The 25,308-nt window shown below is 43.9% G+C and carries 19 protein-coding genes; 5 read left to right on the forward strand and 14 right to left on the reverse strand.

The annotated features are described in order from the left end of the window. Window position 1: 1 nt before the first annotated feature. From NT010_08355 to NT010_08370, 4 genes are all read right to left on the reverse strand, one after another. Window positions 2-1,255 (reverse strand): hypothetical protein, encoded by a 1,254-nt coding sequence (locus NT010_08355; protein ID MCX5806062.1) that lies wholly within the window; start codon window positions 1,253-1,255, stop codon window positions 2-4. 463 nt (window positions 1,256-1,718) lie between these two features. Next, entirely contained in the window at window positions 1,719-2,330 is a 612-nt protein-coding gene (locus NT010_08360) for a peptidylprolyl isomerase (GenBank protein MCX5806063.1), read from the reverse strand. Window positions 2,331-2,499: 169 nt separating this feature from the next. Continuing rightward, window positions 2,500-3,291, reverse strand: a complete 792-nt coding sequence (locus NT010_08365) for a DnaJ domain-containing protein (protein ID MCX5806064.1) — start codon at window positions 3,289-3,291, stop codon at window positions 2,500-2,502. A 293-nt stretch (window positions 3,292-3,584) separates the two neighbouring features. Further along, window positions 3,585-4,343, reverse strand: a complete 759-nt coding sequence (locus tag NT010_08370; GenBank protein MCX5806065.1) for a hypothetical protein — start codon at window positions 4,341-4,343, stop codon at window positions 3,585-3,587. Between the two features lie 290 nt (window positions 4,344-4,633). Between NT010_08370 and NT010_08375 the strand changes: the two genes are divergently transcribed. Both NT010_08375 and NT010_08380 read left to right on the forward strand, forming a co-directional pair. After that, entirely contained in the window at window positions 4,634-5,167 is a 534-nt protein-coding gene (locus NT010_08375) for a hypothetical protein (protein ID MCX5806066.1), read from the forward strand. A gap of 205 nt (window positions 5,168-5,372) precedes the next feature. Continuing rightward, a complete protein-coding gene (locus NT010_08380; protein ID MCX5806067.1) occupies window positions 5,373-6,422 on the forward strand; it encodes an EamA family transporter in 1,050 nt (349 codons plus the stop codon). Window positions 6,423-6,724: 302 nt separating this feature from the next. On the opposite strand, the gene NT010_08385 is transcribed toward NT010_08380, so the two are convergent. From NT010_08385 to NT010_08410, 6 genes are all read right to left on the reverse strand, one after another. Next, the gene (locus tag NT010_08385) at window positions 6,725-9,646 is read right to left on the reverse strand and encodes a PAS domain S-box protein (protein ID MCX5806068.1); all 2,922 of its coding nucleotides are present in this window, start codon (window positions 9,644-9,646) and stop codon (window positions 6,725-6,727) included. 295 nt (window positions 9,647-9,941) lie between these two features. Next, complete coding sequence (locus NT010_08390; protein ID MCX5806069.1) at window positions 9,942-10,649, reverse strand: ABC transporter ATP-binding protein; 708 nt, start codon at window positions 10,647-10,649, stop codon at window positions 9,942-9,944. 10 nt (window positions 10,650-10,659) lie between these two features. Then, window positions 10,660-11,427 carry an ABC transporter ATP-binding protein gene (locus tag NT010_08395; GenBank protein ID MCX5806070.1) on the reverse strand — a complete coding sequence of 256 codons (768 nt, stop codon included), beginning with the start codon at window positions 11,425-11,427 and terminating at the stop codon, window positions 10,660-10,662. A 16-nt stretch (window positions 11,428-11,443) separates the two neighbouring features. After that, entirely contained in the window at window positions 11,444-12,376 is a 933-nt protein-coding gene (locus tag NT010_08400; protein MCX5806071.1) for a branched-chain amino acid ABC transporter permease, read from the reverse strand. Beyond that, the gene (locus tag NT010_08405; GenBank protein ID MCX5806072.1) at window positions 12,373-13,263 is read right to left on the reverse strand and encodes a branched-chain amino acid ABC transporter permease; all 891 of its coding nucleotides are present in this window, start codon (window positions 13,261-13,263) and stop codon (window positions 12,373-12,375) included. Before NT010_08405 ends, NT010_08400 begins: the two co-directional genes overlap by 4 nt. Before the next feature lie 250 nt (window positions 13,264-13,513). Beyond that, complete coding sequence (locus tag NT010_08410; protein MCX5806073.1) at window positions 13,514-14,635, reverse strand: ABC transporter substrate-binding protein; 1,122 nt, start codon at window positions 14,633-14,635, stop codon at window positions 13,514-13,516. 172 nt (window positions 14,636-14,807) lie between these two features. Here NT010_08410 and lepA point away from each other — a divergent pair, with 172 nt between their 5' ends. Continuing rightward, a complete protein-coding gene (gene lepA, locus NT010_08415; protein MCX5806074.1) occupies window positions 14,808-16,607 on the forward strand; it encodes a translation elongation factor 4 in 1,800 nt (599 codons plus the stop codon). Window positions 16,608-16,840: 233 nt separating this feature from the next. Here lepA and NT010_08420 read toward each other — a convergent pair whose 3' ends face one another. The 4 genes from NT010_08420 to NT010_08435 form a co-directional block, all read right to left on the reverse strand. Continuing rightward, window positions 16,841-18,088: an MFS transporter gene (locus NT010_08420; protein ID MCX5806075.1), complete on the reverse strand. Its 1,248-nt coding sequence runs from the start codon at window positions 18,086-18,088 to the stop codon at window positions 16,841-16,843. Between the two features lie 64 nt (window positions 18,089-18,152). Next, window positions 18,153-19,367, reverse strand: a complete 1,215-nt coding sequence (locus NT010_08425) for a Tm-1-like ATP-binding domain-containing protein (protein MCX5806076.1) — start codon at window positions 19,365-19,367, stop codon at window positions 18,153-18,155. Window positions 19,368-19,426: 59 nt separating this feature from the next. Then, complete coding sequence (locus NT010_08430; GenBank protein ID MCX5806077.1) at window positions 19,427-21,268, reverse strand: CocE/NonD family hydrolase; 1,842 nt, start codon at window positions 21,266-21,268, stop codon at window positions 19,427-19,429. A gap of 130 nt (window positions 21,269-21,398) precedes the next feature. After that, on the reverse strand, window positions 21,399-22,250 hold the full coding sequence (locus NT010_08435; protein MCX5806078.1) for an AraC family transcriptional regulator: 852 nt from the start codon (window positions 22,248-22,250) through the stop codon (window positions 21,399-21,401). Window positions 22,251-22,703: 453 nt separating this feature from the next. On the opposite strand from NT010_08435, the gene hemW reads away from it, so the two are divergent. Together hemW and NT010_08445 are read left to right on the forward strand one after the other, a co-directional pair. Beyond that, window positions 22,704-23,795 (forward strand): radical SAM family heme chaperone HemW, encoded by a 1,092-nt coding sequence (gene hemW / locus NT010_08440; GenBank protein ID MCX5806079.1) that lies wholly within the window; start codon window positions 22,704-22,706, stop codon window positions 23,793-23,795. Between the two features lie 544 nt (window positions 23,796-24,339). Next, the gene (locus tag NT010_08445; protein MCX5806080.1) at window positions 24,340-25,230 is read left to right on the forward strand and encodes a PfkB family carbohydrate kinase; all 891 of its coding nucleotides are present in this window, start codon (window positions 24,340-24,342) and stop codon (window positions 25,228-25,230) included. Window positions 25,231-25,308: the final 78 nt, after the last annotated feature.

Below are 25,308 nucleotides of genomic sequence, written 5' to 3' on the forward strand. Positions count from 1 at the left end.
TTTATTTTCGTAGGTAAAGAAAATCGACTTTGCCACGTGCCATCATGCAGGAATGGGTAAAGCCATATTTTTTGATGATAGCAAGGGCTTGATCTGCCTCGGTTTTGTTTGTGCCGAAATCGAACAATGAACGATCGCTGTCAACAACCTTCCAATTACCTTTGATTTGCCGTACATTTATTGTAGCTGGATTGAAGGACAGGCAATCCTCACCGCTGAAAGTGCCTGCGGGTGCAGCATTTCCCGTAAGCATATAATGAAAAGAAGGCCTCGGACTACCTACAAAACATGATTGGTTCAATGTATAATGCTTAATTATAGCCAGAGAATTCTCTGCTTCAATCTTATCGATACCAAAACTTAATAGTTTGCTGGGGCTGTCAATGATGCTCCAAACGCCCTGAATCTGCTGAACTACGGCTGTCGCAGGGTCAAAGGAGACACAGTGTTCTTGTGCGGTTTCGGGCAGTTCATTCAGGCTTGATTGCGGAATAACTGTATTCATGGGTAAGGCCCCTTTTTGGCCTGGTTGAGGAGGTATAGGGAAAATGTCTGGGCCTTGCCCACTCTTAGGGGGTGGCATCAAAGGAAAATTGCCTGTTGCAGGCTGCCCTTTTTGGTCCTGCCGGGTTATCGAAAGTCCAGTCGGCATGGGTTCTTTGCCCTGGAGTTGTGGTCCGGAAGAATCTATCGGAGCTGTCGCCTGCACCTTTTTGATCTCCTGTTGACTAAGAGCATCTTGCTGTTTGGAATCTGCCTGATTTGTACAACTGCCCCGGAGAAAGGCAGCATTGGATCGGATCTTCGCGTTGATGGGATAAACGACCTCGATTAATGCCCATTCGTTAAATGTGGAGGGCTTGGTGGAATCACCTATCTGCCATGTATGTGTTATTTCTTTTCGCTCTTTCTTCTTAAACGTGAGAGCTATAGCCTTCATAGGTGTATTATCACTGCGAACTATTTTGTAGAACACTGTCATTGGCTTGTTAGCATAGATTTGACCTTTCAGAATGAAAACTGCAGGGCATGAGCCCGTATATGTGAGAGGGATTACATTCAGATCCGCAATAACGATGATCCCGCGGCGCTTTATGCGGGGGTTCATATATGGCTGCTCTTTTGTTGGCATTTGTTGCACAACAGGTTTTTCCGGTATATTCGATTTTTCCTGGGAGTATACATCTGCCGTAAAGCCCATAAGCATCATGCATGTCAAAAACATAACATCAATCATTAAGCTTTTTCTCTTCACTGTGCATCTCCTCGGTTATATTTCGTGAATCTATTTTACGTTTATTCTCAATAATTCTAAGACCTCGATAAGCCGTTGTCAATTTTTTTGAATGCTTTGGATGTAGCGTTCGGTTGTTGTAAGTTTTTCATTACCGAGAATTTTCTATATCGATGCTATTAGGGACTCTTGTATCGTCAAGAACCGATGCGGCAACCCTTGTGTATCCGGGAAAACATGGAAGAAGGCGATAGGTGAGATAACTATGGTGATGCACATCTGATAAAATATCAGGCTTCAAAACTGCGATATTTGCCCCACCATTGCCACATGCAGATCGTGTAGTTTTCTTAAGAATTGGTACAAAACAATATTGATATCCCTTCGTACTTTATTGCCCCGCCGAGTCAATACCGCGTCCGCTTGCTTCGAAATGGTTCCATATTCTTGCCTTTGATACCCCGTCCGCTTGCGGCGGGGTGATTCATTTCAACTTTCCGGCGCTGTCTAATATTTTGTTCCATTTTTCGAGCTGATCCTTGTACTTTTCTGCTAATGCAGTGTAATTTCCCTGTATCGTGATATTTGTGATTTTATCCCCTGCGACAATGCCTCTTACTACCTTCATATCTTTGATGTCCACAACCTCTCCAAAAATAGTATGTTTATTGTCAAGGTGTGGAGTTGGAACATGGGTGATAAAAAATTGGCTCCCGTTTGTGTTGGGACCGGCGTTTGCCATGGAGAGGATGCCTGCTCTATAATGTTTCAGACTTGAAGAAAATTCGTCAGCAAATTCGTACCCGGGACCTCCTGTACCATTTCCTAAAGGACATCCTCCCTGAATCATGAAGTTTGGTATAACCCTGTGAAAGGTGAGGCCGTTATAAAAGCGCCTCCTTGACAAATTAACAAAATTAAGAACAGTCAATGGAGCTTTGTCCTGGAAAAGGTTCAAGTTGATGTCACCCTTTGTTGTATGGATTGTTGCTGTCAATTTATTTTTATCAAAGTTTTTATCGTCCGCAAAAACTTCTGCATTAAAAAGAAATGATAAAACCAGCAATGCTGAGCACAAAACCAATATTCTTCTCATTTTTAAATGTCCTCCTATCAATTACAAATATTTTGCTGATTATAAAGGCATAATCTCCTTCTGTCAATAAGTTAGCGACACACGCCCCTTCGGACATTTGTTACTGAGTAACTTTAAAATAGTGTTAAGTTACTCAGAAGACACAGCAATCAGGCGTCTATGAAAAATCTCAGGCTTTGAGGTAATTTTTTATTTTCTGCAGGAAGGGCAGGGCAATATCAACCTTCAAATAGAGATCGCCCGGTGCAGACGGGCCTCCATTGCTGTGCCCTAATCCCTGCAAACGGATCTTCTGCCCATGGGTTACACCGGGAGGTATGGTAATGAGAAGATTTCTGGAACTCTCTTTGTCCTTGTAAGGTATTTTGCCCCCTTCTTTCGCTTGTAAGATGGTGAGGGCCAACTGGTCGTACCTGTCCCTTCCTTGCTGCGTCTGAATTCCTGTAATCTTTTTAAAGGCATATCCTGCCAGTTTCTGCAGAAACCACGGCACAATTCCTTTTTGTATGCCTTGCACTCCCTTTTGCATATGGCCGGACCATACAAAACCCCGTCCAAAGATGTTTCCTCTTCTGAATTCAAAGGTGCGGTAGCCGGATCCATAGGTTTCTCTAAAGACATCTTCAAAACCCCTGAATCCGAATGACCGTGAGATCTCCTCAAATAGCTGATTAATATCGGACCCTCTGAATATATCTTCCTCGGAATGCCTGTCCCGGAATCTGTTATATGCAGAATTACCATAGGTTTGTCGGAGATCGTCGTACTGTTTGCGCTTTGTCTGATCGGACAGTACAGCGTAGGCTTCGTTTATCATTTTCATCCGTTCTAATGCATCCGCACCACCCCCGTTTCTGTCCGGGTGATACTGAAAAGCAAGGCTGCGGTAAGCCTCCTTGATCTTCTTGGGTGAGGCATCTGCTTCTACATAAAGAATCTCATAATAATCTTTTTGTTCCATAGTCTCCTTATAAGTAATTACTCAGTATACCTTAAATTTAGACTCTGTCTCAAGTCAGAAGCATCCCCTGTTCAATCAAATTGATTCCTCGAAGCCTTGCTTCGGGGTGACCACATTCCCTCGCCCCTTGAGGGAGAGGGCAGGGTAAGGGGGGATAATCATGATACCCATTCCTCTGATACCTCGCAGCTCTGCTGCGGGGAGGTTCATTTGGAGTTGTATAATAATGAGGTTAAAGGCAGCGTGTATCTGCTTTAAGTAAATATATCGGACATTCATTTCACGAAAACCGACTACGTCAAATCCTCGGTAAATCTCTCCCGGAGAAACTCGTAGATTTTGTTTCCAATAGACAGACCGAGGTCAATGAACTCCGGTCCAAAAACTCTGCCAATATGGGATAGAAATGTGTCTTTAATACGTGATATTCCCTCCATCCCCTCCAGAAACTGCGGAATAATAGCGGCGATTGACACCCGGGAAAATCGGAGCATTTCCCAAAGCGTCACTATGAAATTGTCCGGTCCCCATCGGAACTTGTCCGCATCATACAACGTATCGCTGAGAAGCTTGCCTATTGTGGATGTTATGATCGCGGGCTCAACAAATGCCTCGTGATTTGCGATAGCCTGGACAACATACTGCCTGTCCCCCTCTGGTACACCAAGATTATCAAGCAATGAACCGGCAGCGATGGCGCCTGCTTCTGCGTGATTTTGATCCCCCCGTCGCATGTCGTGGAGAAGGCCGGCAACATGGGCCAGGACAACAACCTTATTTGCATCAGAATCTTCCAGGCCGATCTTTGCCCCTTCTGCCAGTACAAGGGCTCCTGCTTCTACAGCAACCCTTTCCGCATGATCCAGCCCATGACCGGGGTTCCGGGCGAGGTCCTGTGCAATGATCTTGCGGCAGATGGCGACGAGGGGCGACTGCTGATAGATCCTGTGTGATTCGGTAAGTTCCGCAGCACAGGTTTCGTAGAAATGCGGATCCGGAAAAGAAGCGGCGATGTTTCGCGCAGAGTTCATCATTTCGTCATAGATATCCACTCGTTTGTCCTCTCTGGAGCTGAAGCAATTCCAGTATCTCGCTATCTGCAAACTCTTAACGATATTGAGTGTTCGGCTCAGATTGTTGCTCCAGTCTCTTCTCTATATATGTCTGCTCTATGTATATCACAATGAAAACTAAATTTACCAATTATTAAAGCCACCTACGAATGCGCACACTGCGTGGTTTCCCAGAGGCATGGATTACCAGGAGAAAGAGGGGCCATTGCTTCCCAAGGTTATTTCTTTTCTAAAAAACATTCCTCATCCTGCCGCTCAGAAACCGGGTCTTGAATCCATCCCGGCGACCCGAAACTCTCTCGGAAGAAATCGTTACAACAGTTGTAACGATTTCTGAAATCTCTGCAAAGTCAACAAGGACAGTGCTTAGCACGATATCACTTTTAAAACTGGTTCCTAAAATTCAGGACGTAATTGCCAGTGGAAAACTTCCTGTTTCACAGGGATATCTCTTTGCCGCTAACCTTGGAAGTCCTGACTTTTTTATCATATTTGATGAAATAATGGAGACGCCTGTAACCTATATTAAATTAGAGAAAATGCTTACCGCGTATAAAAGAAGAAAACCGGAATCAACAGACCCGAAACCAATACCAATGAAAATAAAAGTTGCAAGCATAGAGGCCGCAAAGACATATTTTGAAGAAAAGACCGGCATGTACACAAAAAATGATCTTCAAACACTTGCTGAAGAACTTAAGACTTTCCTTGCTTCAATAGAAAAGCAGATTGAGACTGCCCCGGAGATTGTGCCAATAAAACCGGTGAAACAACCGGGTAAAAAACCTGTTCCGCAGGTGTAAAGATTAATGCGTGCAAGCAGCTTTGCTGTTCCTTGAAAGATAAGGATTATCAATAGAAATGTGTCTTCATTATTGGTATGGTGATTTATAGCACCTACAAGTCAATAGCCCCAGGGAATGACGATTACCATTTGAAGTATTTGCCAGAATTGAATATGATTAACCTAATGAAGAAAAAGTTGAAAGATTAGGAAAGTTCAATAAATTGCATAAACAGCCACTTATATATATCTTTATTTCGGCTGCCCTCTTTGGAATCAGCCCACCCTTTGCCAAGCTACTTATGAAAAGTATCCCTCCGGTTGCTTTAGCTGGACTTCTCTATTTAGGGGCATTTGTAGGACTCTCTCTATATTCGATGATTCGGGGAATAGTTTCTACCGAAAAGGCAAGAAGTGCCAACCTAAAAAAGGAAGATTTTCCGTGGTTGTTCGGCGCTATACTTTCAGGCGGAATTATAGCCCCGATATGCCTGATGTTCGGATTAAACCGGATTTCCGGTTTTACCACCTCGTTGTTGCTGAATCTGGAAGGGATTTTTACGGCAATCATTGCCGTTATTTTGTTTAAGGAGAACGCAGGAAAGAGATTGTGGCTGGCGTTAATGTGCATGACCGTAGCGGGGGTGTTCTTAACTTGGGATTCAAGCCAGGGCAAGTTTAATCTAATCGGGCCCTTTTTGGTCACTCTTTCAATGATATTCTGGGGTATAGATAATAATTTGACCCGAAATATCTCAACAAGAAATCCGATACAGATCGCCCGCATTAAGGGATTTGTGTCGGGTTTAGTATCTGTATCACTGGCATATACGTTCGGGATGAACATTAAATGGGATTCAACTATTGTTTATGCTCTTTTGCTGGGCTCTTTCAGTTATGGTATCAGCCTTGTGTTTTTTATCAAAGCCCTCGAAGGATTAGGCTCTTTTAGAACAGGTATATTTTTCAGTTTGGCCCCTTTTATTGGTGCTGTAGCTTCACTCATATTGCTTCAAGAATGGATCGGTTGGGTAATGTTTCCTGCAATTATACTCACGATCGCTGGTGTCTGGCTTATAAGTACTGAAAAGCATTCACATCTGCACTTGCATCAAGAGGAAATTCATACACATTTGCATAATCACAAAGATGTTCATCATATACATGAACATATAGAAACTGTTCATGAGCCACATATACATGAACATAAGCACCTTGAAGAATATCATGTTCATTCCCACTGGCCAGACACACATCATAGACACGAACACTAATCGCCGTCTAATATATCAGAATAAATTTTAAAGATTACTGCATATCATATATTCTAAACAATATTGATGAGTTGTGAATTACAGGAAGCAGCAGTGCATTTAAAACTAAACCACGCAGTATGCATTTCGGGAAGAAAGCAGTGCCTTTGGCGAAAACCACGTAGTATCGAATTCAGAAAGTTGCTTGTACCTCAGGAAAAAACCACACAGTGTGTATTTCGGAAAGAAATGCCGGTCAGGTGAAAATTGTATCAATAAAAAACGTGATAGAAAATAAATTAGTTTTAAAATCACAATCCCACTTATTCTAAACCTTGTCTTTCGTCCAGTACTTCCCGAATCTTCTGCAGGAGGGCATTTGTTGAGACAGGTTTTTGAAGAAAGTTAAATTTCTTGTCTTCGACGCCTTTATCAATAAAAACATCCCTTGTATAACCGCTTGTAAAAATTACTTTGATATCCGGTTTGATTTTATGTATCTCATTATAAGCTTCCCGTCCGTTTTTTTTCGGCATAACAGTATCGAAGATAAGAAGGTCAATCTTGTCGGCCTTCTTAAACTGTTCTATCGCGTCTACTCCGTCCAACGCCTCAACGACTGTGTATCCGTATTTAATGAGAATCTCGCTGATGAGGCTTCTAACCGCATTATCATCTTCGGCAACCAGAATTGTTTCGTTGCCCCCTATAGCAGCCGCAGGTTCATGTTTTTCCTCTTTACCGGCTTTATTTACCACTGGAAGGTAAATACGGAAGGTTGTCCCCATGTTCGGTTCGCTGTATACAGTAATATAGCCATTATGTTGCTTTACGATTCCATAGACCGTAGAAAGTCCCATGCCTGTTCCTTTCCCAGTTTCTTTGGTAGTAAAGAAGGGATCAAATATCCTTTCCTGTGTTGCCTCATCCATGCCCACACCTGTATCTGAAATAGAAAGAAGGGCATATTGGCCGGGGATACCATAACCATGAAAACGCTGGAACTCATCATCTAACGATATTGCCTCTGTCTCAATAGTAAAGGTTCCACCCTGTGGCATAGCATCCCTGGCATTGGTGGCAAGATTGAAGAGTATCTGGTCGATCTGAGTTGTATCAGCCATGATTGTGATGTCTTCGGTGGCTAAGGATGTCTTAATGGCTATATCCTCGGTGACAAGGCGTTTTAGAAGCTTCTCTGTCCCCCTGATAATACTGTTTAAACTGATCGGCTTAAGACTGATGGCCTGTTGCCTGCTGAAGGTTAAAAGGCTCTGGACAAGGTCCGTTGCTTTATGCGATGCGGAGAAAATCTGATCTACATATTTTTGTGAGGTTGCATCATTTATATTCATTCTCAGGAGAGCTGCATACCCCATAAGAGCCGTAAGGATGTTATTGAAGTCATGGGCAATACCTCCTGCCAATGTACCTATAGCCTCCATCTTCCGGGATTGACGGAGCTGGGTCTCAAGATGTTTGAATTCACTAATGTCTCTGATGCTTTCTATGGCCCCCACTATTTTGCCGGTCTTGTTAAATAATGGTGAGGCTTTACCGGATAAGAAGGCCCCTTTCCCTTTGTATAACATAGGGGTAAATGCTTCGGCATACAGCAGGTTACCTTTTTTTATTACTGATTGATATTTTTGCTGCAGTTCACCGGAATCCATAATGACGAGGTCAATTAAAATGGGTCTTTTTTCACCATAAAAAGGTATGGCATAAGCATAGTCACCTTTGCCGATGATCTCTTCTTTTTTGACGCCTGTCATTTTCTCACAGGCAAGGTTCCACGCCACCAACTTCTTTTTATCATCGATTACGAAGGTTGCATCAGGCAGGAATTCGATGATGTCGAAAAGACGCTGATGAGTTAACTGGAGTTCTTCCTCGGCATGTTTGAGCTCGGTGATATCTATTAGGGAGGCAACACTCTTCTCTGTGCCATGAATAATGTCGATAACAAGATAGATGCTGCGTACCTCTCCGGTCCGCCTGACAAACCGGAATTCATACCTCTGCAATGCCTGGTGACGGTTCTCCCTTCGTATTTGGTGCTGGGCAATCATACGATCCAGGTCTTCAGGAAGCACGAACTCGGTCCAGCTTTTCTTACCCTCGATTTCATTCTTGGCGTATCCGCAAAGACGTTCGAACTCAGCATTGCAAAGACTGATTGTGGTGTCTTTCTCAAGAATAGCGGTGGCTGCCCCGGTGTTTTCAAACACTGTCCTGTACCGTTGCTCGCTTTCCTGGAGTGCCTCCTCTACAAGACGGCGTTCTTCGCCTTCCCGTATAATGAACCAGGCCTTCAGCCCATAGTAAGAAAACAGAATGCCACCCAACAGGAGAAAACTTATGATCATAATAAGTTTGTTCCGGAAACCCTCCAGGGAAGAGAGTATTTCGTTTTCAGATGAGGCAACAACAATAGACCAGAAAGTGTTCCCAATGGTAATGGGCATGTATACGGCATGTTTCTTTACAACATCCACCGTCTCAGCTCGAATCTTATCAAAGGTATATATGGTAGCGCCCTCATGTCCTTTGAGCATCTCCTGAGCCATAGTCAGGATGGAAGGAAAATTCTTGCAGTTCTCGAAGACAGAATTCCCTACGTGACCGGGTATGGGACAGAAGAGTTCTGTTCCATACCTGCTTATTACCCAGGCATATCCTGTCTTACCGATCTTTATGGCTTCGAGATATCTTTTTGCCAGGAATTGAAAATTTATGGCGATGGCAACTGTTCCCTGGTAAATCCCATTTTTAAAAACGGGCATGTGGAGGGCAACGGTGCTATACCCCTGAACAGCAAAGAACACATCACTTATGACAGGCTTGTGGGTATTCATAATCTCACGTATATGCTTCTGGTAAGAGATATCTCTGCCCATGACATTTCGGTCATAGGGGATCGTGTAAATAATTCTACCGTTTGCATCTACACGTGTAACAGCTCTAAGCAGTTCACTGTTTTCCTTATAGAGGTTTTCAATATCATCCTTACCAGTTTTATCCATATTTTTGATATGGCTCGATTCAGAGAGTATGGTCAGGATTTTCGTCCAGTTAGTGAAGAAGTCTTCTATCCCCCGGGCTGCCTGCCTGGCATGAAGCAATTGTTCGGTATTCAGACTCCTGATAGATTCCTGTTTGGCCTTCTCATAAAAAGATGTGAAGAGTAAACCGCAAATGACAATAAAGAAAGTAAAAACAAGAAGTATATATCTTAAGTTCATCGTCAATCCTTTCTAATAAATCGACGTCTTCTTGATACTTACACTGGCATAATTAGACATTATACATTATATTGTTCTTTCCTCTTATCCTTATCTTTAATTATACATCAAGGGTTATTGATTGCCATTAGAAATATAAAATATTTTAAGAATTATTGATTCCGAGGATAACAGGAAGACAACCGTATTCCTCAGAGATAGAAAATAAGCTATCAGGCATTTGCACGTTTTATCCGATTATCAACAAATCCAGGCAAGTATCTATGGAACTTCTGGAATTTTACTATAGTTGAGGCTATACTCCGAGGTATGCTTCTGTGACCCTTGCATCGTTTTTGAGCACTGACGATTCACCCTCCATGACAATACTCCCGTTTTCAAGAACATAGGTCCTCTGAGAATGTTCCATTGCCATGCGGGCATTCTGTTCAACAAGGATCATGGATATATGTTTTTCTTTATTGATAAGCTTTATCAGCGCAAATATTTCTTTAGTAATAATAGGTGAAAGCCCCATAGACGGTTCATCAAGGAGAAGGAGTTTTGGATTGGCCATAAGAGCCCTGCCCATGGCGAGCATCTGTTGCTCACCGCCTGACAGGGTACCTGCATTTTGTTTTAAACGCTCACCAAGCCTGGGAAAGGTAGTAAGAATAAGCTCGTACAGTTCTTTTTTTAAGTGTCTGTCTTCAAGTGAATATCCACCGAGTTCAAGGTTCTCCTTTACTGAAAGGTCGGCGAATACCCGTCTTCCCTCCGGCACCATTGTAATGCCGCACTTCACAATCTTTTCAGGTTTAAGCCCGCTTATTTCCCGGTCTTCAAATTCAATATTGCCGCCCTGCGGTTTTAGGAGACCGGCAATAGCTTTCAAAAGGGTAGTCTTTCCGGCGCCGTTTGCACCAATAACCGAGAGGATTTCGCCGGGTATTACTTCTAAAGTCACATTATCAAGAGCTTTGATTATGCCATATTTTATTGTGAGATTGTCTATTTTGAGCATCATATAATCATTACTCCAATGCATCTCCAAGGTATGCCTCAATTACCTTTTTGTCTTTTTTCACCTCTGAGGGCAAGCCTTCCATAATCTTTTCACCAAAATCCATTACGACTATCCTGTCGGAAATACCCATGACAAGCTTCATCTGGTGCTCTATGATAATTATCGAGAGAGAATATTTGTTTTTTATCACATTTATTGTATCCACAAAATCAAGGACTTCTCTTGGGTTCATGCCTGCCCCGGGTTCATCGATTAGTAATAACCTCGGCCCTGTTGAAAGTGCCCGTGCAAGTTCTAACTTTCTCTGTTCGCCATAAGGCAGGCTGCCGGTAGGGTAGTCTTCCTTGCCGGATAACCCGAAAAAGTCAATGAGACCTCTCGCCTTTTCTTCGGCCTTTCCTTCTGCAGCAAAATATTTTTCAGTCCGGAATACAGCAGAAAGCATATTATAACTCTTTTTGGCAAGTACAGCCGATAGGATGTTCTCAAAAACAGTGAGACCGCTGAATAGCCGCATGTTCTGAAACGTGCGCGACATTCCGAGATGCGACAGTTTGTATGGTGCGACCCCTGTTATGTCTTTATCATAGAATTTTATTACACCCCCATCGGGACGGTAGAACCCGGTAATAAGATTGAATACTGTGGTTTTACCTGCGCCATTGGGTCCTATTATGCCGAGCGTCTCACCTTCCCGGATATGAAATGACATATTATCAACAGCCTTAACGCCGCCAAAACTTTTTTCAAGGTTTATTACTTCCAATGCTTTCATAGTTCAAAATTTCATTCTATTTTTTGGCCATCAAACCGTATGGTTTCCACATCATAAGGGCAATAAGCAATACCGGGATTACCACCCATCTTAGATCCAACATTTCAACGGGCAGAACAATCCGCAGTCCTTCTATTAATCCCACCCATAAAATGCTTGCATAGATCGTTCCCCTTATACTTCCCATTCCCCCGATGATAACAATGATGAGAAAATCTATCGATTTGAGTATGTCAAAATTTGACGGATGGAGAAAAGTGTAAAGATGAGCATAAAGGGCGCCGCCGACACCTGCGAGCATACATCCGTAAGAAAATGCCATGAGTTTTGTTTTTGATGTGTTAATCCCCGCAGAGGTTGCCGCAAGTTCATCGTCCCTGATGCATCGCAGGAAGAGTCCGTACCGCGAATATATGAGATTTTTTGTAATTAAGACAATGAATAATGCAGAAAAAAACGTAAGTTCGAGGTTGGTTATTTTTGATATACCGACAAACCCCCTTGACCCGCCGAGCATCTCTGCAAACCTATCGGAATTATCCAGAAATACCCTGACGAGGGTGCCGAAACCGAGCGTTGCTATAGCCAGAAAATCATCCCTCAACCTCAAAATAGGAATTCCGATAAGATAACCGATGCAGCCGGCAACAATACCGCTGATCAGCAATACAGGTAAAAAAGAGAATACCCCCTCTATTCCGAATATCTTTGCAAGATAAGCGGATGTATAGGCTCCGATACCGTAGAATGCCGCATGACCCAATGAAAACTGGCCTGTATATCCATAAATCACATTCAGACCCAGAGCGGCTATAGTCATAATAATGGCAAATAAGGTAATCTGCTGGATGTAAGCTGATATAAAATTATTGGCAAAGAGTATCTTAAGCAGGATATAAACGGCAAAAGATATTATTAAAAACTTTCTTGATTCGAGAAAAAACCTCATACCTTCTCAATCCTCTTTCCGAATATCCCGCTTGGTTTCAAAATGAGAACAAGCAGGAGGATGATGAATATTAAACCATCTCTGAATGTGGATGAAATGAATGCGGAGACAAAGACCTCTAAAAGACCGATTATGAATCCTCCGAGCACTGCGCCGTGCACAATGCCTATACCGCCGAGCACTGCTGCTATAAATGATTTTATACCCGGCATGATTCCCATAAAAACATTAATCTGAGGATAGGCAATCCCGTAAAGAATACCCCCTAACCCGGCAAGGGATGCACCGACAATAAAAGTGAATGAGATAATCCCGTCAATGCCTATGCCCATGAGCGAGGCTACTTCCTGGTCGTATGAGACTGCCCGCATAGCCCTTCCGTATTTTGTCCGATAAACAAGTAAATAAACAAGAAAGAGTGAAATAAATGTAATTGAGAATATAAGGAGTTGCACATTTGTAACAGTAAACATGGCAAAATTATAGCTTTCTATTTCAAAGGGCCTGGGAAAACCAATATAATTCGGGGTAAAAAGAGCGTTTAAACTGAGAAAATACTCAAGAAACAACGATACACCGACAGCAGTGATAAGCAGGGAAATCTTCGGTGCATGTCTGAGCGGCTTATAGGCTATCTTTTCAATGAGATATCCGGCAAGACCTGTGCTTAGCATTGTAATAATAAAAACAAAATAGATGGGCATACCGAATTTTGTAATAAGGAAATAGGCGATGAATGCCCCGAGCATGAAGATATCGCCATGGGCAAAATTAATAAGCCTCAACACCCCGTAAACCATGGTGTAGCCAAGGGCAATAAGGGCATAGACAGCCCCTAACTGGAGGCCGTTAATTGTCTGTTCAATTATATAACCAAGAAGTTCCATCACAGATCTCCGTACAGCCTACTATTATACAGGGGCTCACGTCGCCCCCTCCACCACGACCCGCTCTGCGGGTGCCCCGGCCGTCGGAGTTTCCCGCACCCGCAAGCGGGTACCCGGCTCACCGTGTGAGCTAAACAAACCCTGTCGATGTCCGGGGTACTCACGATAGTGGGTCGTGCCTTTGAATTCAACCTGGTATAACTTTGCCGGTTTGAAAAACCTTACCTCACCGTGCAACATTTTACAGCTTTTACGGATTAATTGTCGTCATATATTTTATTTTGTCCTTCTCGACCTTCAGGAGGACAACAGATTTTATCGCATCACCGTTCTTATCAAAACTTATGTTTCCTGTCACCCCTTTGTGGTTTTTTAAAGAGGAGAGAAGTTTTATTATCTCTTCCTGCGTCGGTTTTTTTGCGCTGTCTATTGCCTTCAGCAGAATCATTGTGGCATCATAACCGAGCGCTGCCAGGGCATCCGGTACTGCCCCGTGTTTTTGCTTATACCTTTTTATAAACGCCTCTGCTATTGGATCTTTCCTGTCAGGCGAGTAATGATTGGTAAAATAACCTCCGACTATAGCGCTGCCTCCAATCTTCATCAACTCCGGAGAGTCCCATCCGTCGCTGCCCAGCAGGGTTGATTTCAAACCTTTTTCTCTTACTTGTCTCGCAATAAGCGCAACTTTGTTATAATAGTCGGGCAAATAGATAATATCGGGCTTTTTCATGGCTATTTTTGAAATCAGGGCTGAAAAATCCACATCATCTTTCTGGTAGGATTCATAGGCCACAATAGCCCCTTTATCTTTTATAAAAGTTGCTTTAAAGAACTCTGCGAGACCTTTCGAATAGTCATTGCCTACATCATAGAGCACTGCAGCCGTTTTTGCCTTCAATTCCTTCAACGCAAAAGTTGCAGCCACAGTACCCTGAAAAGGGTCCGTGTAGCATGCCCTGAAGACATAGGGCTTCCTTTTTCCTTCATATGTTGTTACTTTCGGATTTGTGGCAGCGCCGGAAATCATGGGAACCTTGTTTTTATTTGCTATATCGCTGACAGGAATAGTCACTTTGGATGTGAGTGGACCGCTGATCGCAACAACTTTATCCTGTGTGATCAGTTTAAGCGCTGCATTGGCGCCTTCTGTGGGATCGTTTTTGTCATCGGCTATAACCGGCTCAATGTTATATTTTCCATTTTTTGCATACTCCTCAAGCGCTATAACAAAGGCATTTTTTGCCGACTCTCCGAATGTTTTTACATCACCTGTCAACGGCGTTATAAGACCTATTTTCACGGTATCTTTTGCATGTGAAATGCCGGTGATAAAAAAGAGCAGAAAGAAGATAACAACATATTTTTTCATATTCATACCTCAATTTATTGTTAAAAAATTCACATAATAAAAATAAAAAATATAACAGGTTTTGTAAAGACTTTTTATTCTTAGCTGAAAATCCTTTTTTACACCATAGGTAACTACTCTCATAGAAAATGTATTTACCTTATCTCAGGAATGGGTTAAATAAATACGCATTATGAAACAAATACGGAATTTCAGCATTATTGCCCATATAGACCACGGAAAATCAACGCTTGCCGACCGTTTGATCCAGCACGCAGATCTCGTGGAAGACCGGCAGTTCCGCGACCAGATACTCGACAACATGGATATTGAACGCGAGCGGGGCATTACGATCAAGAGCCAGACTGTTAATTTACCCTACAAAAGTAAAATAAACGGAGAAGAGTTTGAATTCAATCTTATTGATACCCCGGGCCATGTAGATTTCTCATATGAAGTATCCCGTGCGCTTGCTTCATGTGAAGGGGTGCTGCTCCTTGTTGATGCCTCGCAGGGGGTTGAAGCGCAGACACTGGCCAACCTTTATGCAGCCATGGAACACAACCTGGTTGTTATTCCGGTCATTAATAAAATTGACCTGCCTTCTGCAGATATTGAACGGGTAAAAGAAGAAATTGACGGTGAACTCGGTCTTGACCCTGAATCAGCTCTGCTCTGCTCGGCAAAGGAAGGTACAGGCGTTGAAGAGATATTTGAGGCAATTGCCGAACGGATACCGCCGCCTGCGGGGGACATGGAAAAACCTCTGTCTGCCCTGATATTTGACGCACAATATGATTCATTCCGCGGGACAATAATCAGTTGCCGTATATTTAACGGTTCAGTCCGTCCCGGTGATACCATCCGGCTTATGGCTATGGGTACACAGCACAGGGTTGAGGAAGTGGGCATATTCCGTTTGAAGATGGAACCGAGAAAGGAACTTACAGCCGGGATGGTGGGTTATATTATTGCCGGTATTAAAACTGTAAGTGATACCAGAATCGGCGATACCATAACCCTCGATACAAACCCTGCAAAAGATCAGCTTCCAGGCTTTAAAGAGGTAAAACCGGTTGTTTTTTCATCTATTTATCCGATTGCCTCCGATGATTATCTTTCACTTGCAGACGCACTTGAGAAATACAAGCTGAACGATGCAGCCCTCGTTTATCAGAAAGACTCTTCTGCTGCGCTGGGACAGGGCTTCCGATGCGGATTTCTCGGTCTGCTTCACCTCGAGATCGTCCAGGAACGGCTTGAACGCGAGTTTGACCAGTCCATCATCATGACTGCTCCCAGTGTCCAGTATCGTTTCCTCCTTGCCGACAGTAGTACAGTCATCATAGATAACCCGGCATATTATCCTGACCCTACAGAGATTAAAATGGGTGAAGAACCTTATATCAGGGCCAGCATTATGATTCCCGAACGTTACGTAGGGGTTGTGATGAAGCTCTGCCTGGATCGGCGCGGAGTAAATTCCCGTCTCAGTTACCCTACTTCAGGCCGTGTTGAAATTACCTTTGATATGCCGTTAGGCGAGGTAATCTTCGACTTTTACGACAGACTAAAGAGCATTACCCAGGGGTACGGGTCTTTTGATTACGAGATTATTGATTACAGAGAAAGCGATCTGGTAAAGCTCGATATACTCGTAAACGGAGAAAAGGTTGACGCCCTCTCTATGATCGTCCACCGCGAACATGCCCGTGAAAGAGGGGTAAAGGCATGTGACAGTCTTAAAGAAGAAATACCGAGACAACAGTTCAAAATAGCCATCCAGGGGGCTATTGGAGGGAAAATCATCTCACGTTCAACCATTACGCCTTTTAGAAAAGATGTTACTGCAAAATGTTATGGCGGCGATATTTCCCGGAAAAGAAAACTTCTTGAAAAGCAGAAAAAAGGTAAGAAAAGGATGAAGATTGTCGGTGCAGTGGAAATTCCTCAGAGCGCTTTTATGGCAGTGCTGAAAACAGATACGGAATAATCAACCCAAATGATAAACCCTACGATGTACCTCCATCATAGGGTTTATCATTGTCTTCCAGTCATCATCTTAAAATAGCTAATAAGCCGCCTTTTTTTGGCCTACTTTCTTTTTTTCACTCATCGGTTTCCAAATTCACTGAAGTTGAGATTGATGTCGGCAGCACGAATATCTGATTATCAGGATCCGGATGAGCTTCTTAGTCCTTTTCGTTTCGGTAATTGCCACCAATCCTATGAATTATTGCATAAAACATCCTTATTCTTGGTGAGAGTCTCTTTTAAGAAGAAGCTGAGAATCCCAGCGGCAAACAAAATAAATCCTGTCAAATACAATGTAGCAGCTATACCCAGCCTATCGGCTATGCCTCCTCCTATGGCGGGAAAGATTCCTCCCCCTAACAGCTCCCCGATACCAGTGACTATACCGATAGCAGTTGCAGCAAAGCGAAATCCGGCGCTCTCAGTGATGAGAGTCCAGCTTACACCGCCGGCGCCTGACGCAGCGAAAGAGTACAGGAATATAGTTCCGAAGAGGACAACCAACGGAGTCCCCGGACCGAGAGAAGCAAATATAACTCCAAAAATTCCACCCAGCAATAGAGTAATCATATTTGCCTTTCTTCGCCCTATACGGTCAGAGACAGCTCCCAGGATAAATGTACCGAGGAAAGCGCCGATACCAAAACCGGTCATGGCTATTCCTACGGCGGTAATCGGTAACCCGTGTACTTTAATCATGAACATCACTCCGAAAGTAGTAAATAGCCAGAGCCAAACCATCTGGGCTGTCCAGACAAAAATCATCAAAATAATATTCCGGGACTTAAAGATGCCCCAATAACTGACCTCGTGTCCCATACCATCCAGTTTTATCTGATTGGTTTTACCATCTTTCCGGGCTTTTATTATGGCTGATGTGGAAGCAGGCTCACGCATGAACAGAAATAAGAGAATCCCCAGGATTATTGCAGGTACGGCATAGACAAAAAACACCGGTCTCCATCCCAGGGATGCCATGAGCCCTGTACTTAGTATAGGCCCAACAGCACCGCCGATAAGTACAAAAAACCCGGTCATTAAACCCATATTTCTTCCCCGATTTTGCGGCGGCGATTCTTCCGCAAGTGTAGCAGACGCCGGACCCGCTAATCCACCTTCCGCAAATCCCATCACAGCGCGGATAATTAGTAATATCCCGAAAGTCCCTGCAATTCCGGTCAACCAACTACATATCCCACCAAAAATCATAAGAAAGACAACAACAAGGCGTCTTCCGATATAATCTGACAGGCTTCCCATAGCCCAGGTTCCGATAGCCCAGGCAAAACCGAATGCGGAGATTATCATTCCTACCTGGGTATAGTTCAGTTTGAAATCCTGCTGGATCCCCGGCATTACAAAGGCTATAACCATACGTTCAAGACCTACCATCCCCCAACTGCAAACCAACAACAAAAGTATTCGTGTAGAATATTTCATGTGTTACCCCCTTAAATAATTATGCAGTAGTAAATTGCCGTCTCCTTCCAAGTGTTGGAAATTATCACATTTTACTAAGAAGCAAAGTCGTTGCCTTTTCAGAAAACATTGGGTCATTTATGTGCGCCTGAATCTCTTCAATCTCAACCAGACCATTCGACACCCTTTCTCTAAGAATGCCGACGAACCTCCGGCCGGCCTCAGGATCGTAAAAAGGCATTTCTTTACCACGATCCAGCTTTGAAAAACCCTCCAGCGGAACCAGAACAACTATAGGTGCAATGGCCTTGTTTATCTTCTCTGCCATCAGAGCACCGATTTGTTCCTGTTCTTGTGGGGTTGTCTTTATCAGGTTAACCATACCGTGCGAGAGTATCCTTCTCTCCCTGAGTTCAGTTGGAATCAACTGTGCCGCAGACAAGGGAAAGAAATCGAGCCCGCCGGAAGAAATAACCTGAGGAATTCCCGTCTCGCAGGCAGCGGTAAACTTTTCCTCGCCTCCTTTTATCAGGCCTCCGCATATGTGGTTTACAATCTCGTAGCAGGATAAATCCAGCGTACCGCTGAAATACCCCTCTCGTACCAGTTTTTCCAAGCCGCCTGTGCCGATTGAATGAAAAACAATCGGCTCATACCCCTTCTCAAGTAGCAGGGATTTGCATCCTTCCACATAAGCATGGACTCCCAGAGCACTGATGGCTACCAGGCGTTTTTCCTCCGCTTGTGTTTCCTCCTGTTCCTCGGCCATCCCGCAGATAGCGCCTGCTGCCCTTCGCAGGATCATCTTTGTTATACGGTTCACACCCCACAGATCAGCAGGAGACTGGATCATTCCCTGGTCTATACTGACCATTTCAATATTTATACCTCCGGCAAAGGCTACGGTAGAAAGCGCCAGCTTTGGAATGTTTACAGGCAGTTTCCGCATGGCCTCTAATGCCTGGGTGGTGCCAAGGCCGCCACCGATGGACAGGAGAGCGTCCATCTTTCTCCCGGCTATAAGATCTTCCATAATCTTCCTTGCGCCCAGGGCCATGACAGAAAGGGTACTGGAGTATGTGCCCATATCTATGCCGAGCTCTTGCAGGGTGCGTCCTGCAGCCATGGCTACCTCCTCACGGGGGAAGTCCGGGCGGAAAGGGACTTCCCCCCTTATGCCTATGTCCATAACCAGGGGATTGTGCCCTCTTTTCTTGATCAGCTCCTTTACATAGAGGGCTTCCTCACCTTTTGTATCCAAGGTAACGATAATAACGATATTTTTAACAGTTTTATCCATGTTTGGAACCTCCTCTGTTGACTCTGCATGCTTTCCCTTAGAACCAGACATTGGTTCATTCACAAACCCTGCTCATCAGAGGGGATGATCGGCAGAAGCAAATGTGACTTACCAAAGTGAATGCTGTGGGTCACTGTTTGCATATGAGGCAAATAGTGAGCGCCCCAGGCGCCGAGTCTGCAAAGAAGGTCGTCCTGGTTTCTAATAACCAATTCCATGCAATGTCCCTTCTTAAATATCATTGAAGTCGGCATAATCGCTATCGCGTATTCAATGACCTCGTCCGGAGATACAGGTACGGGATCTTTCCGCGGATGAATAGGCAGGTAAGGCTTAGATTTAGCTTCATCGAGAACTCTGTGCTCTGCAGCAAGACCGCCATTGCTCACCAATGTTTTTTTGCCTTCCGGGTCCACATCCATCAGATCCACCATCCAGTTTGTTTCATCCGTGTTGATGGATGCATGCAGATACAAAGCTATATACCCTGTCATATCAATATCGAAAGGCAATGGTTCGGTTCTATAGGTCAAGCAGTAGACAGTCGGATCTATGTACGGCGCCGGTTGGGTAAATGTGTCAGGCTCATGTGCTCCTTTGACTGTTTCTGTCGACAGACCGCCCCGGGGATGCAAATAAAACTTTGTGTACTCTGTCCTTTCAAGAGGCCATTTATCCTCAAAACGCCATTTGTTGACTCCGTTTACGAATATTTTCAGCGGAGGTTCGTCAATGATTCCTGTGTCTATTCCCTTAATCCAGTAATCGAACCACCTCACAACTTCGTCTGCAAATTGAGTTTGGGGACGATCCGGAGACAAGGGAGGCCACAGGAGGAGCTTCTTATGCGTTGACCCTATATTTTCAAAGGCTTCAAAGCTGCACCACGTATGCGTCGGAACAATCCCCGAAGTTGACAGATACGTTGGGGCCGTTATCTGAGGGAGTTTTGATGGAGGAAGAGACACAGGATGAAATGATTCCAGTAACGTATCAAATACTATGGGAGAGCGCAGCGGATATTTGAGCAATGAATACCACTTGCTATTGTACCTTATGTCCGGATGATTCAATGCTTCCTTAAGCCTGGCCTCTAATTCTTCCTTTGAAAGATTGAACATCAACGGCAGAGTGCGGGTATTCTCGGGAACAGGGGCGCTGTCATTTCCATGCCTGCCGCTTAAAACACTATTCATCTTACAGTCAAAGATTCCTGTCCATCCGTAGTCGCCCTTATGGTAAAGGGTTAGAAAAGGCGTAATAGCCTTCAGGGCGGGCGGAGGATTCTCAGCCAATTCCAACTGGGTGCCTGAAAAACCACAGGAACCTGTCATGCCAACATTGCCGTCACACCATGGTTGTTTTGCAATCCACTCTACAAGATCGTAAGTATCTGATTGAGGGACCCACATGCTGGAAGGACGCTGGCTTGTCCCTTCTGATTTGCCTATATTCCTTGGTTCGGCAATGATATGTATATAGCCCCTTTGCACCAGATAATCGATATCTCCTACCTCAATGCACCCATCCCACAAAGGAGAATCATAATATTCCTGCAACGGTAACCAACGCGTCATTTCCTGTAACTCTTTCCCCCATCCGAAGAACGAAAGGAGCGCAGGGAATCGCTTTCCATCTGTATCAGGACTGTAAATATCTATTGCCAAACGTACGCCATCACGCATGGTCACCATTACGTCCTTCTTTACCTTTACCGAGTAAACCGGCTGCGAACCTTCTTGCTTGACAACCTGCGGATAACCGTCGAAGTAAACACCCTTTACATTGGAGCCATAAGGAACCGGCTGTCCAATGGGTTTATAGCCTTTTATCCTTATTGTTATGTCGTCACCACGGTAAATATGCAAATTGGGTTGAACTTGTTTAATTTTAATTGGCATGACTATTCTCCTTTTTTTAAGTCAATAAATGGACGAACCTTTATTGCTGCCCGCGAGATTTTGTTATGTCTCGCTCTCAATGAAACATTAATGATAAATTATACTTGTAAGAATGTTTGGATTGAAGGGACTAATTCTGGAAAATACGGTACTTTTCTCGGATACTTTGACGAAAATGATAAGGACTCATACCTGTCTCGCGTTTAAACAGGCGCCCAAAATAGAAGGGATCTTCAAAAGACAGGGAATAAGCAATCTCGTATACGGTCAATTCGGTGTTTGCAAGTAAACGTTTTGCCTCTAAGATTAATGTTTGGCGGATTATTTGACCTGGGGTGCTGCCAGTGGCACTTTTTACTGTTTCACAAAGATGGCCTTCAGTGACGTACAGTTGTTCTGCCAGGGACTTTACGGACCGTTGGGTACCTCGCTGTTCAGTAACTAACCGTTTAAATCTCCTTACTAACTCCGGTGAGATTTTAGAGTCTCCCTGCAGATTGCAAATATTATATAGTAACCGTATCTTAACTAATAAAATATGCAGGTATGCCCTTAATATTGATGCACATTCAGCTTTGTGTGTCAGATATTCAGATACAAGGTTGTTAATCAATGGCAGGATGGCCTGTGTCTGGTCTTCTTCCAACTTCAGGAAAGGGAATTGTTCGGAGTAAAAAGAAGCAAACTCTGAAAGCAAGCTCGAATCCGATGGGGTGTGCAGAAGAAATTCATCAGTGAAAAAGATGAGCCATCCCTGAAGGGAAGTGCTGATTTGCCAAAAATGGATTTGCCTTGGTGAAATAAAATAAAGCGTATGGGGTTGGATCGGGTATGTTTGAAAATCAATGATATGCTGGCCTTCGCCTTGAGTAATATAGAGAATTTCATAAAAGTTGTGACGGTGAGGAAAGTTTGCCTTTGCATCGTCGGGCATTTGTTCAAAAGAGCTGATTTCAAAAGGTATCAATTCGGTAAAAGGCATCTTGAAGTCGTGTACAGGCATGGATAATTTATCTACCTTCCGTCCCTCCATAATAACACCTCCCCAAAATCTTATTACTTAATTATCCAGGACAACCGGCTGCACAAAAATAATACCATCATTTGTTATCATAATTCATATCTAAATTTCGGTCAACTGGAATGGATTAATTACGGAAAAGTTGGTGCTTTTTGTGGATATTTATTGCAATATATTTTTACTGAATCCTCAAACAGTCATCATCTTTTTGGAGAGAGCGATTTTTCTTTGTTGGCTTGGATAGTTATGGTAGAATTCTCCTGCATTTATTTATCCTCCTTTTTTTAAGTGTTAATTGAGGTGATATAAATTAGTACTGTTCTCGATCAGCTAAACTCTCCGATAAATTGTTGACTATGAACCGCGAGCAATTAATACATTAAGGAGCCCCTTATTCCATACCCCGGCCTCTACATACATGTCCCTTTTTGTAAAACAAAATGCCCCTATTGTGATTTCTATTCTGTAACAGATTTATCTCTCGTTGATTCATGGATTAATGCACTTCAAAAAGAGATGTCTTTCTATAATACTCAATTTCCCGTCTTTGACTCGCTCTATCTTGGCGGCGGCACCCCTACATTGCTCAGCCGCCTTCAGATAAAACAACTTCTGGATGCACTCCGAAACAATTTTACCTTTCTCCCGGATACAGAAATCACCATTGAGGCAAACCCCGATGATGTAACAGCCGGAAAACTCCGCGCTTTATATGCAAACGGTGTCAACCGCTTGAGTATAGGCATCCAGTCCTTTAATGAAAAAGAACTCCGGTTTCTGAAAAGAAGACACACCGCTTATAAAGCCAAAGAAGCGGTGAAAATTGCAAAGGCCTGCGGTTTTACCAATATTGGTATAGACCTCATGTATGGTTATGAGGGTCAGACTAAGGAAAACTGGCTGGATACTATGAAAAAGGCAGTTGAACTTGAGCCGATGCACCTTTCATGCTATCAGTTTACTCTGGAGGAAACAACGCCTTACGGTAAATTGAAGAAAGAAGGCAAACTGAAATCCATAACAGAGGAAGAGGAAAGGGAATTTTTTTTACTAACATCAAACTTTTTGAGGCTCAACGGCTTTATTCATTATGAGATTTCCAATTTCGGGAAGGGTAAAAAACATTTCTCATACCACAACCGGAAATATTGGCGTCATGTACCATATCTTGGACTCGGCCCTGCTGCTCATTCCTTTAAAGGCAATGTTAGATGGTGGAACTGCAGGTCTGTCGAAGATTATTGTCAAGCACTTTCAAGGGGAGAAAGACCGGTTGAAGGATCGGAAACCCTCTCTCCCGACCAGTTAAGGCTGGAGCGGCTCTATCTCGGATTCAGGACTAACAATGGTGTTTCTCTCGACGAGATCAGCAACAGTGCTTCAACAGCAAATGCTTTATCACAATTAACACGTTCAGGGTTTATAAAAATACGTAGAGGCAGGATAATCCCCACTTTAAAAGGCTACCTGATCGCAGATCACCTTCCACTAATGTTTATAGATTAATATAGTCTATTGCATCATGCCACGGAATTATTTCATGCCTTTGCAGCCACAAAAAGGCTGCGGGTCAAGAACTTAACCCGGATGTATCAACGGCAACGGTGTCGGGTTGCCCTGAGCAAACAGTCGTCTGATGGGGGCAAGGTAATGACAGGAAAAAGTGCGTATAAATTAATACCAATTCGCCTTCAATCATATAACTTCGTTGCCTCCTCCTCGCACTCCGCTATTGCCTGGGCTCACGTCGCCCCCTCCTGCAGCAAATCTCGACCCACTGTAGTGGGTACCCCGGCCTCCCCTTCTCGCTCACTGTGTGAGCTAATACCTGCGTCGGCTCGTTGTCGTCGACTCGTTCTATGCATGAAATCGAATTGGTATAAGAGGCATTTCCCATAGCTTGTAATAACTCTTGATAGTTGGGAAGGCACTTCCGGCAAAATAGTCCGGCTCAACTGCCGCCTATTTTCTTTACTGCAGACAGAAAAAGTGGTATACATTGTCAATGTGTCAGTCAGCTTGCTGACGGCTCCAATCGGAAAGGTTAAAAATGAATCACTATGATATTGTATTTATCGGCCACATGAGTACGGGTACAATTGTTCCTTTTGAGGGATCTCCTTTTGTCGAAGAGGGCAGTCCGGTACTCTTTGCTTCAATAGCAGCCTCATGTCTGGGAAAAAGTATTGCCGCTGTGACAAAAATCTCCGAGGGTGAAGAATACCTCCTGGAACCACTGAAAACTGCCGGCATTGATCTATTCGTACAGCCCGGGGAAATCGCTCAATACCATATTGTTTTCCCGACTACAAATGTCGATGAAAGGCAGGCTCTTCTCATAAAGGCCGGAGAACATTTTGCTGTTAGCGACATACCTCCTTTTGAACCATGCCTGATCCACCTTTGCTATATAGGCTCCCGCGAGTTTCAACTGGACTTGATGCGAACACTGAAGGCACGCGGATTCCTTTTATCAGTGGACATGCAGGGCTTCGTGCTCCAGGCGGACGATAAGACGGGGACCGTCCACCTTAAAGATGTTCCGGAGAAGAAAGAAATCCTGGGCATGGCACATTTTGTAAAGCTTGACGCTATGGAGGCACAAGTCTTGACTGGCACCGACGTTTTGCAGGATCAGGCAGACATACTGGAAAACTGGGGAAGTTCCGAAACTATAATAACTTCTTCAGAAGGGGTACTGGCTCGGAGCAATGGAAAAACCACATTCGCGAAATTTACTAACAGGATCACCCGTGGCAGGATGGGCCGCGGCGACACCGTTATGGGATCTTATTTGGCACGCAGACTGGATCATTCCGTTGAAGACTCGCTTCGGTTCGCTGCAGCGCTCGCATCAATCAAGATGGAATCCGCCGGTCCATTCGTGGGTTCTCTGGATGATGTTGTTAAAAGAATGGAAAGTCCTTTCTTGTCTCAGTGAATATCAGCTGAAATGGACTGCCCCGCTGCAAGCTACGGGGTATAAAAGACGAGATAAAAACACTGTTACATCCCGAAG

The organism is Pseudomonadota bacterium, from assembly GCA_026388275.1.
GTDB lineage: Bacteria > Desulfobacterota > Syntrophorhabdia > Syntrophorhabdales > Syntrophorhabdaceae > JAPLKB01.

Bases quoted from the DNA above. Each gene is read 5' to 3' on its own strand.
- NT010_08430 (MCX5806077.1), bottom strand. From the start codon at position 21,268: ATGCCAATTAAAATTAAACAAGTTCAACCCAATTTGCATATTTACCGT.
- NT010_08425 (MCX5806076.1), bottom strand. From the start codon at position 19,367: ATGGATAAAACTGTTAAAAATATCGTTATTATCGTTACCTTGGATACA.
- NT010_08360 (MCX5806063.1), bottom strand. From the start codon at position 2,330: ATGAGAAGAATATTGGTTTTGTGCTCAGCATTGCTGGTTTTATCATTT.
- NT010_08365 (MCX5806064.1), bottom strand. From the start codon at position 3,291: ATGGAACAAAAAGATTATTATGAGATTCTTTATGTAGAAGCAGATGCC.
- NT010_08400 (MCX5806071.1), bottom strand. From the start codon at position 12,376: ATGAGGTTTTTTCTCGAATCAAGAAAGTTTTTAATAATATCTTTTGCC.
- NT010_08410 (MCX5806073.1), bottom strand. From the start codon at position 14,635: ATGAAAAAATATGTTGTTATCTTCTTTCTGCTCTTTTTTATCACCGGC.
- NT010_08405 (MCX5806072.1), bottom strand. From the start codon at position 13,263: ATGGAACTTCTTGGTTATATAATTGAACAGACAATTAACGGCCTCCAG.
- lepA (MCX5806074.1), top strand. From the start codon at position 14,808: ATGAAACAAATACGGAATTTCAGCATTATTGCCCATATAGACCACGGA.
- NT010_08385 (MCX5806068.1), bottom strand. From the start codon at position 9,646: ATGAACTTAAGATATATACTTCTTGTTTTTACTTTCTTTATTGTCATT.
- NT010_08420 (MCX5806075.1), bottom strand. From the start codon at position 18,088: ATGAAATATTCTACACGAATACTTTTGTTGTTGGTTTGCAGTTGGGGG.
- NT010_08390 (MCX5806069.1), bottom strand. From the start codon at position 10,649: ATGCTCAAAATAGACAATCTCACAATAAAATATGGCATAATCAAAGCT.
- NT010_08435 (MCX5806078.1), bottom strand. From the start codon at position 22,250: ATGCCTTTTACCGAATTGATACCTTTTGAAATCAGCTCTTTTGAACAA.
- NT010_08445 (MCX5806080.1), top strand. From the start codon at position 24,340: ATGAATCACTATGATATTGTATTTATCGGCCACATGAGTACGGGTACA.
- NT010_08395 (MCX5806070.1), bottom strand. From the start codon at position 11,427: ATGAAAGCATTGGAAGTAATAAACCTTGAAAAAAGTTTTGGCGGCGTT.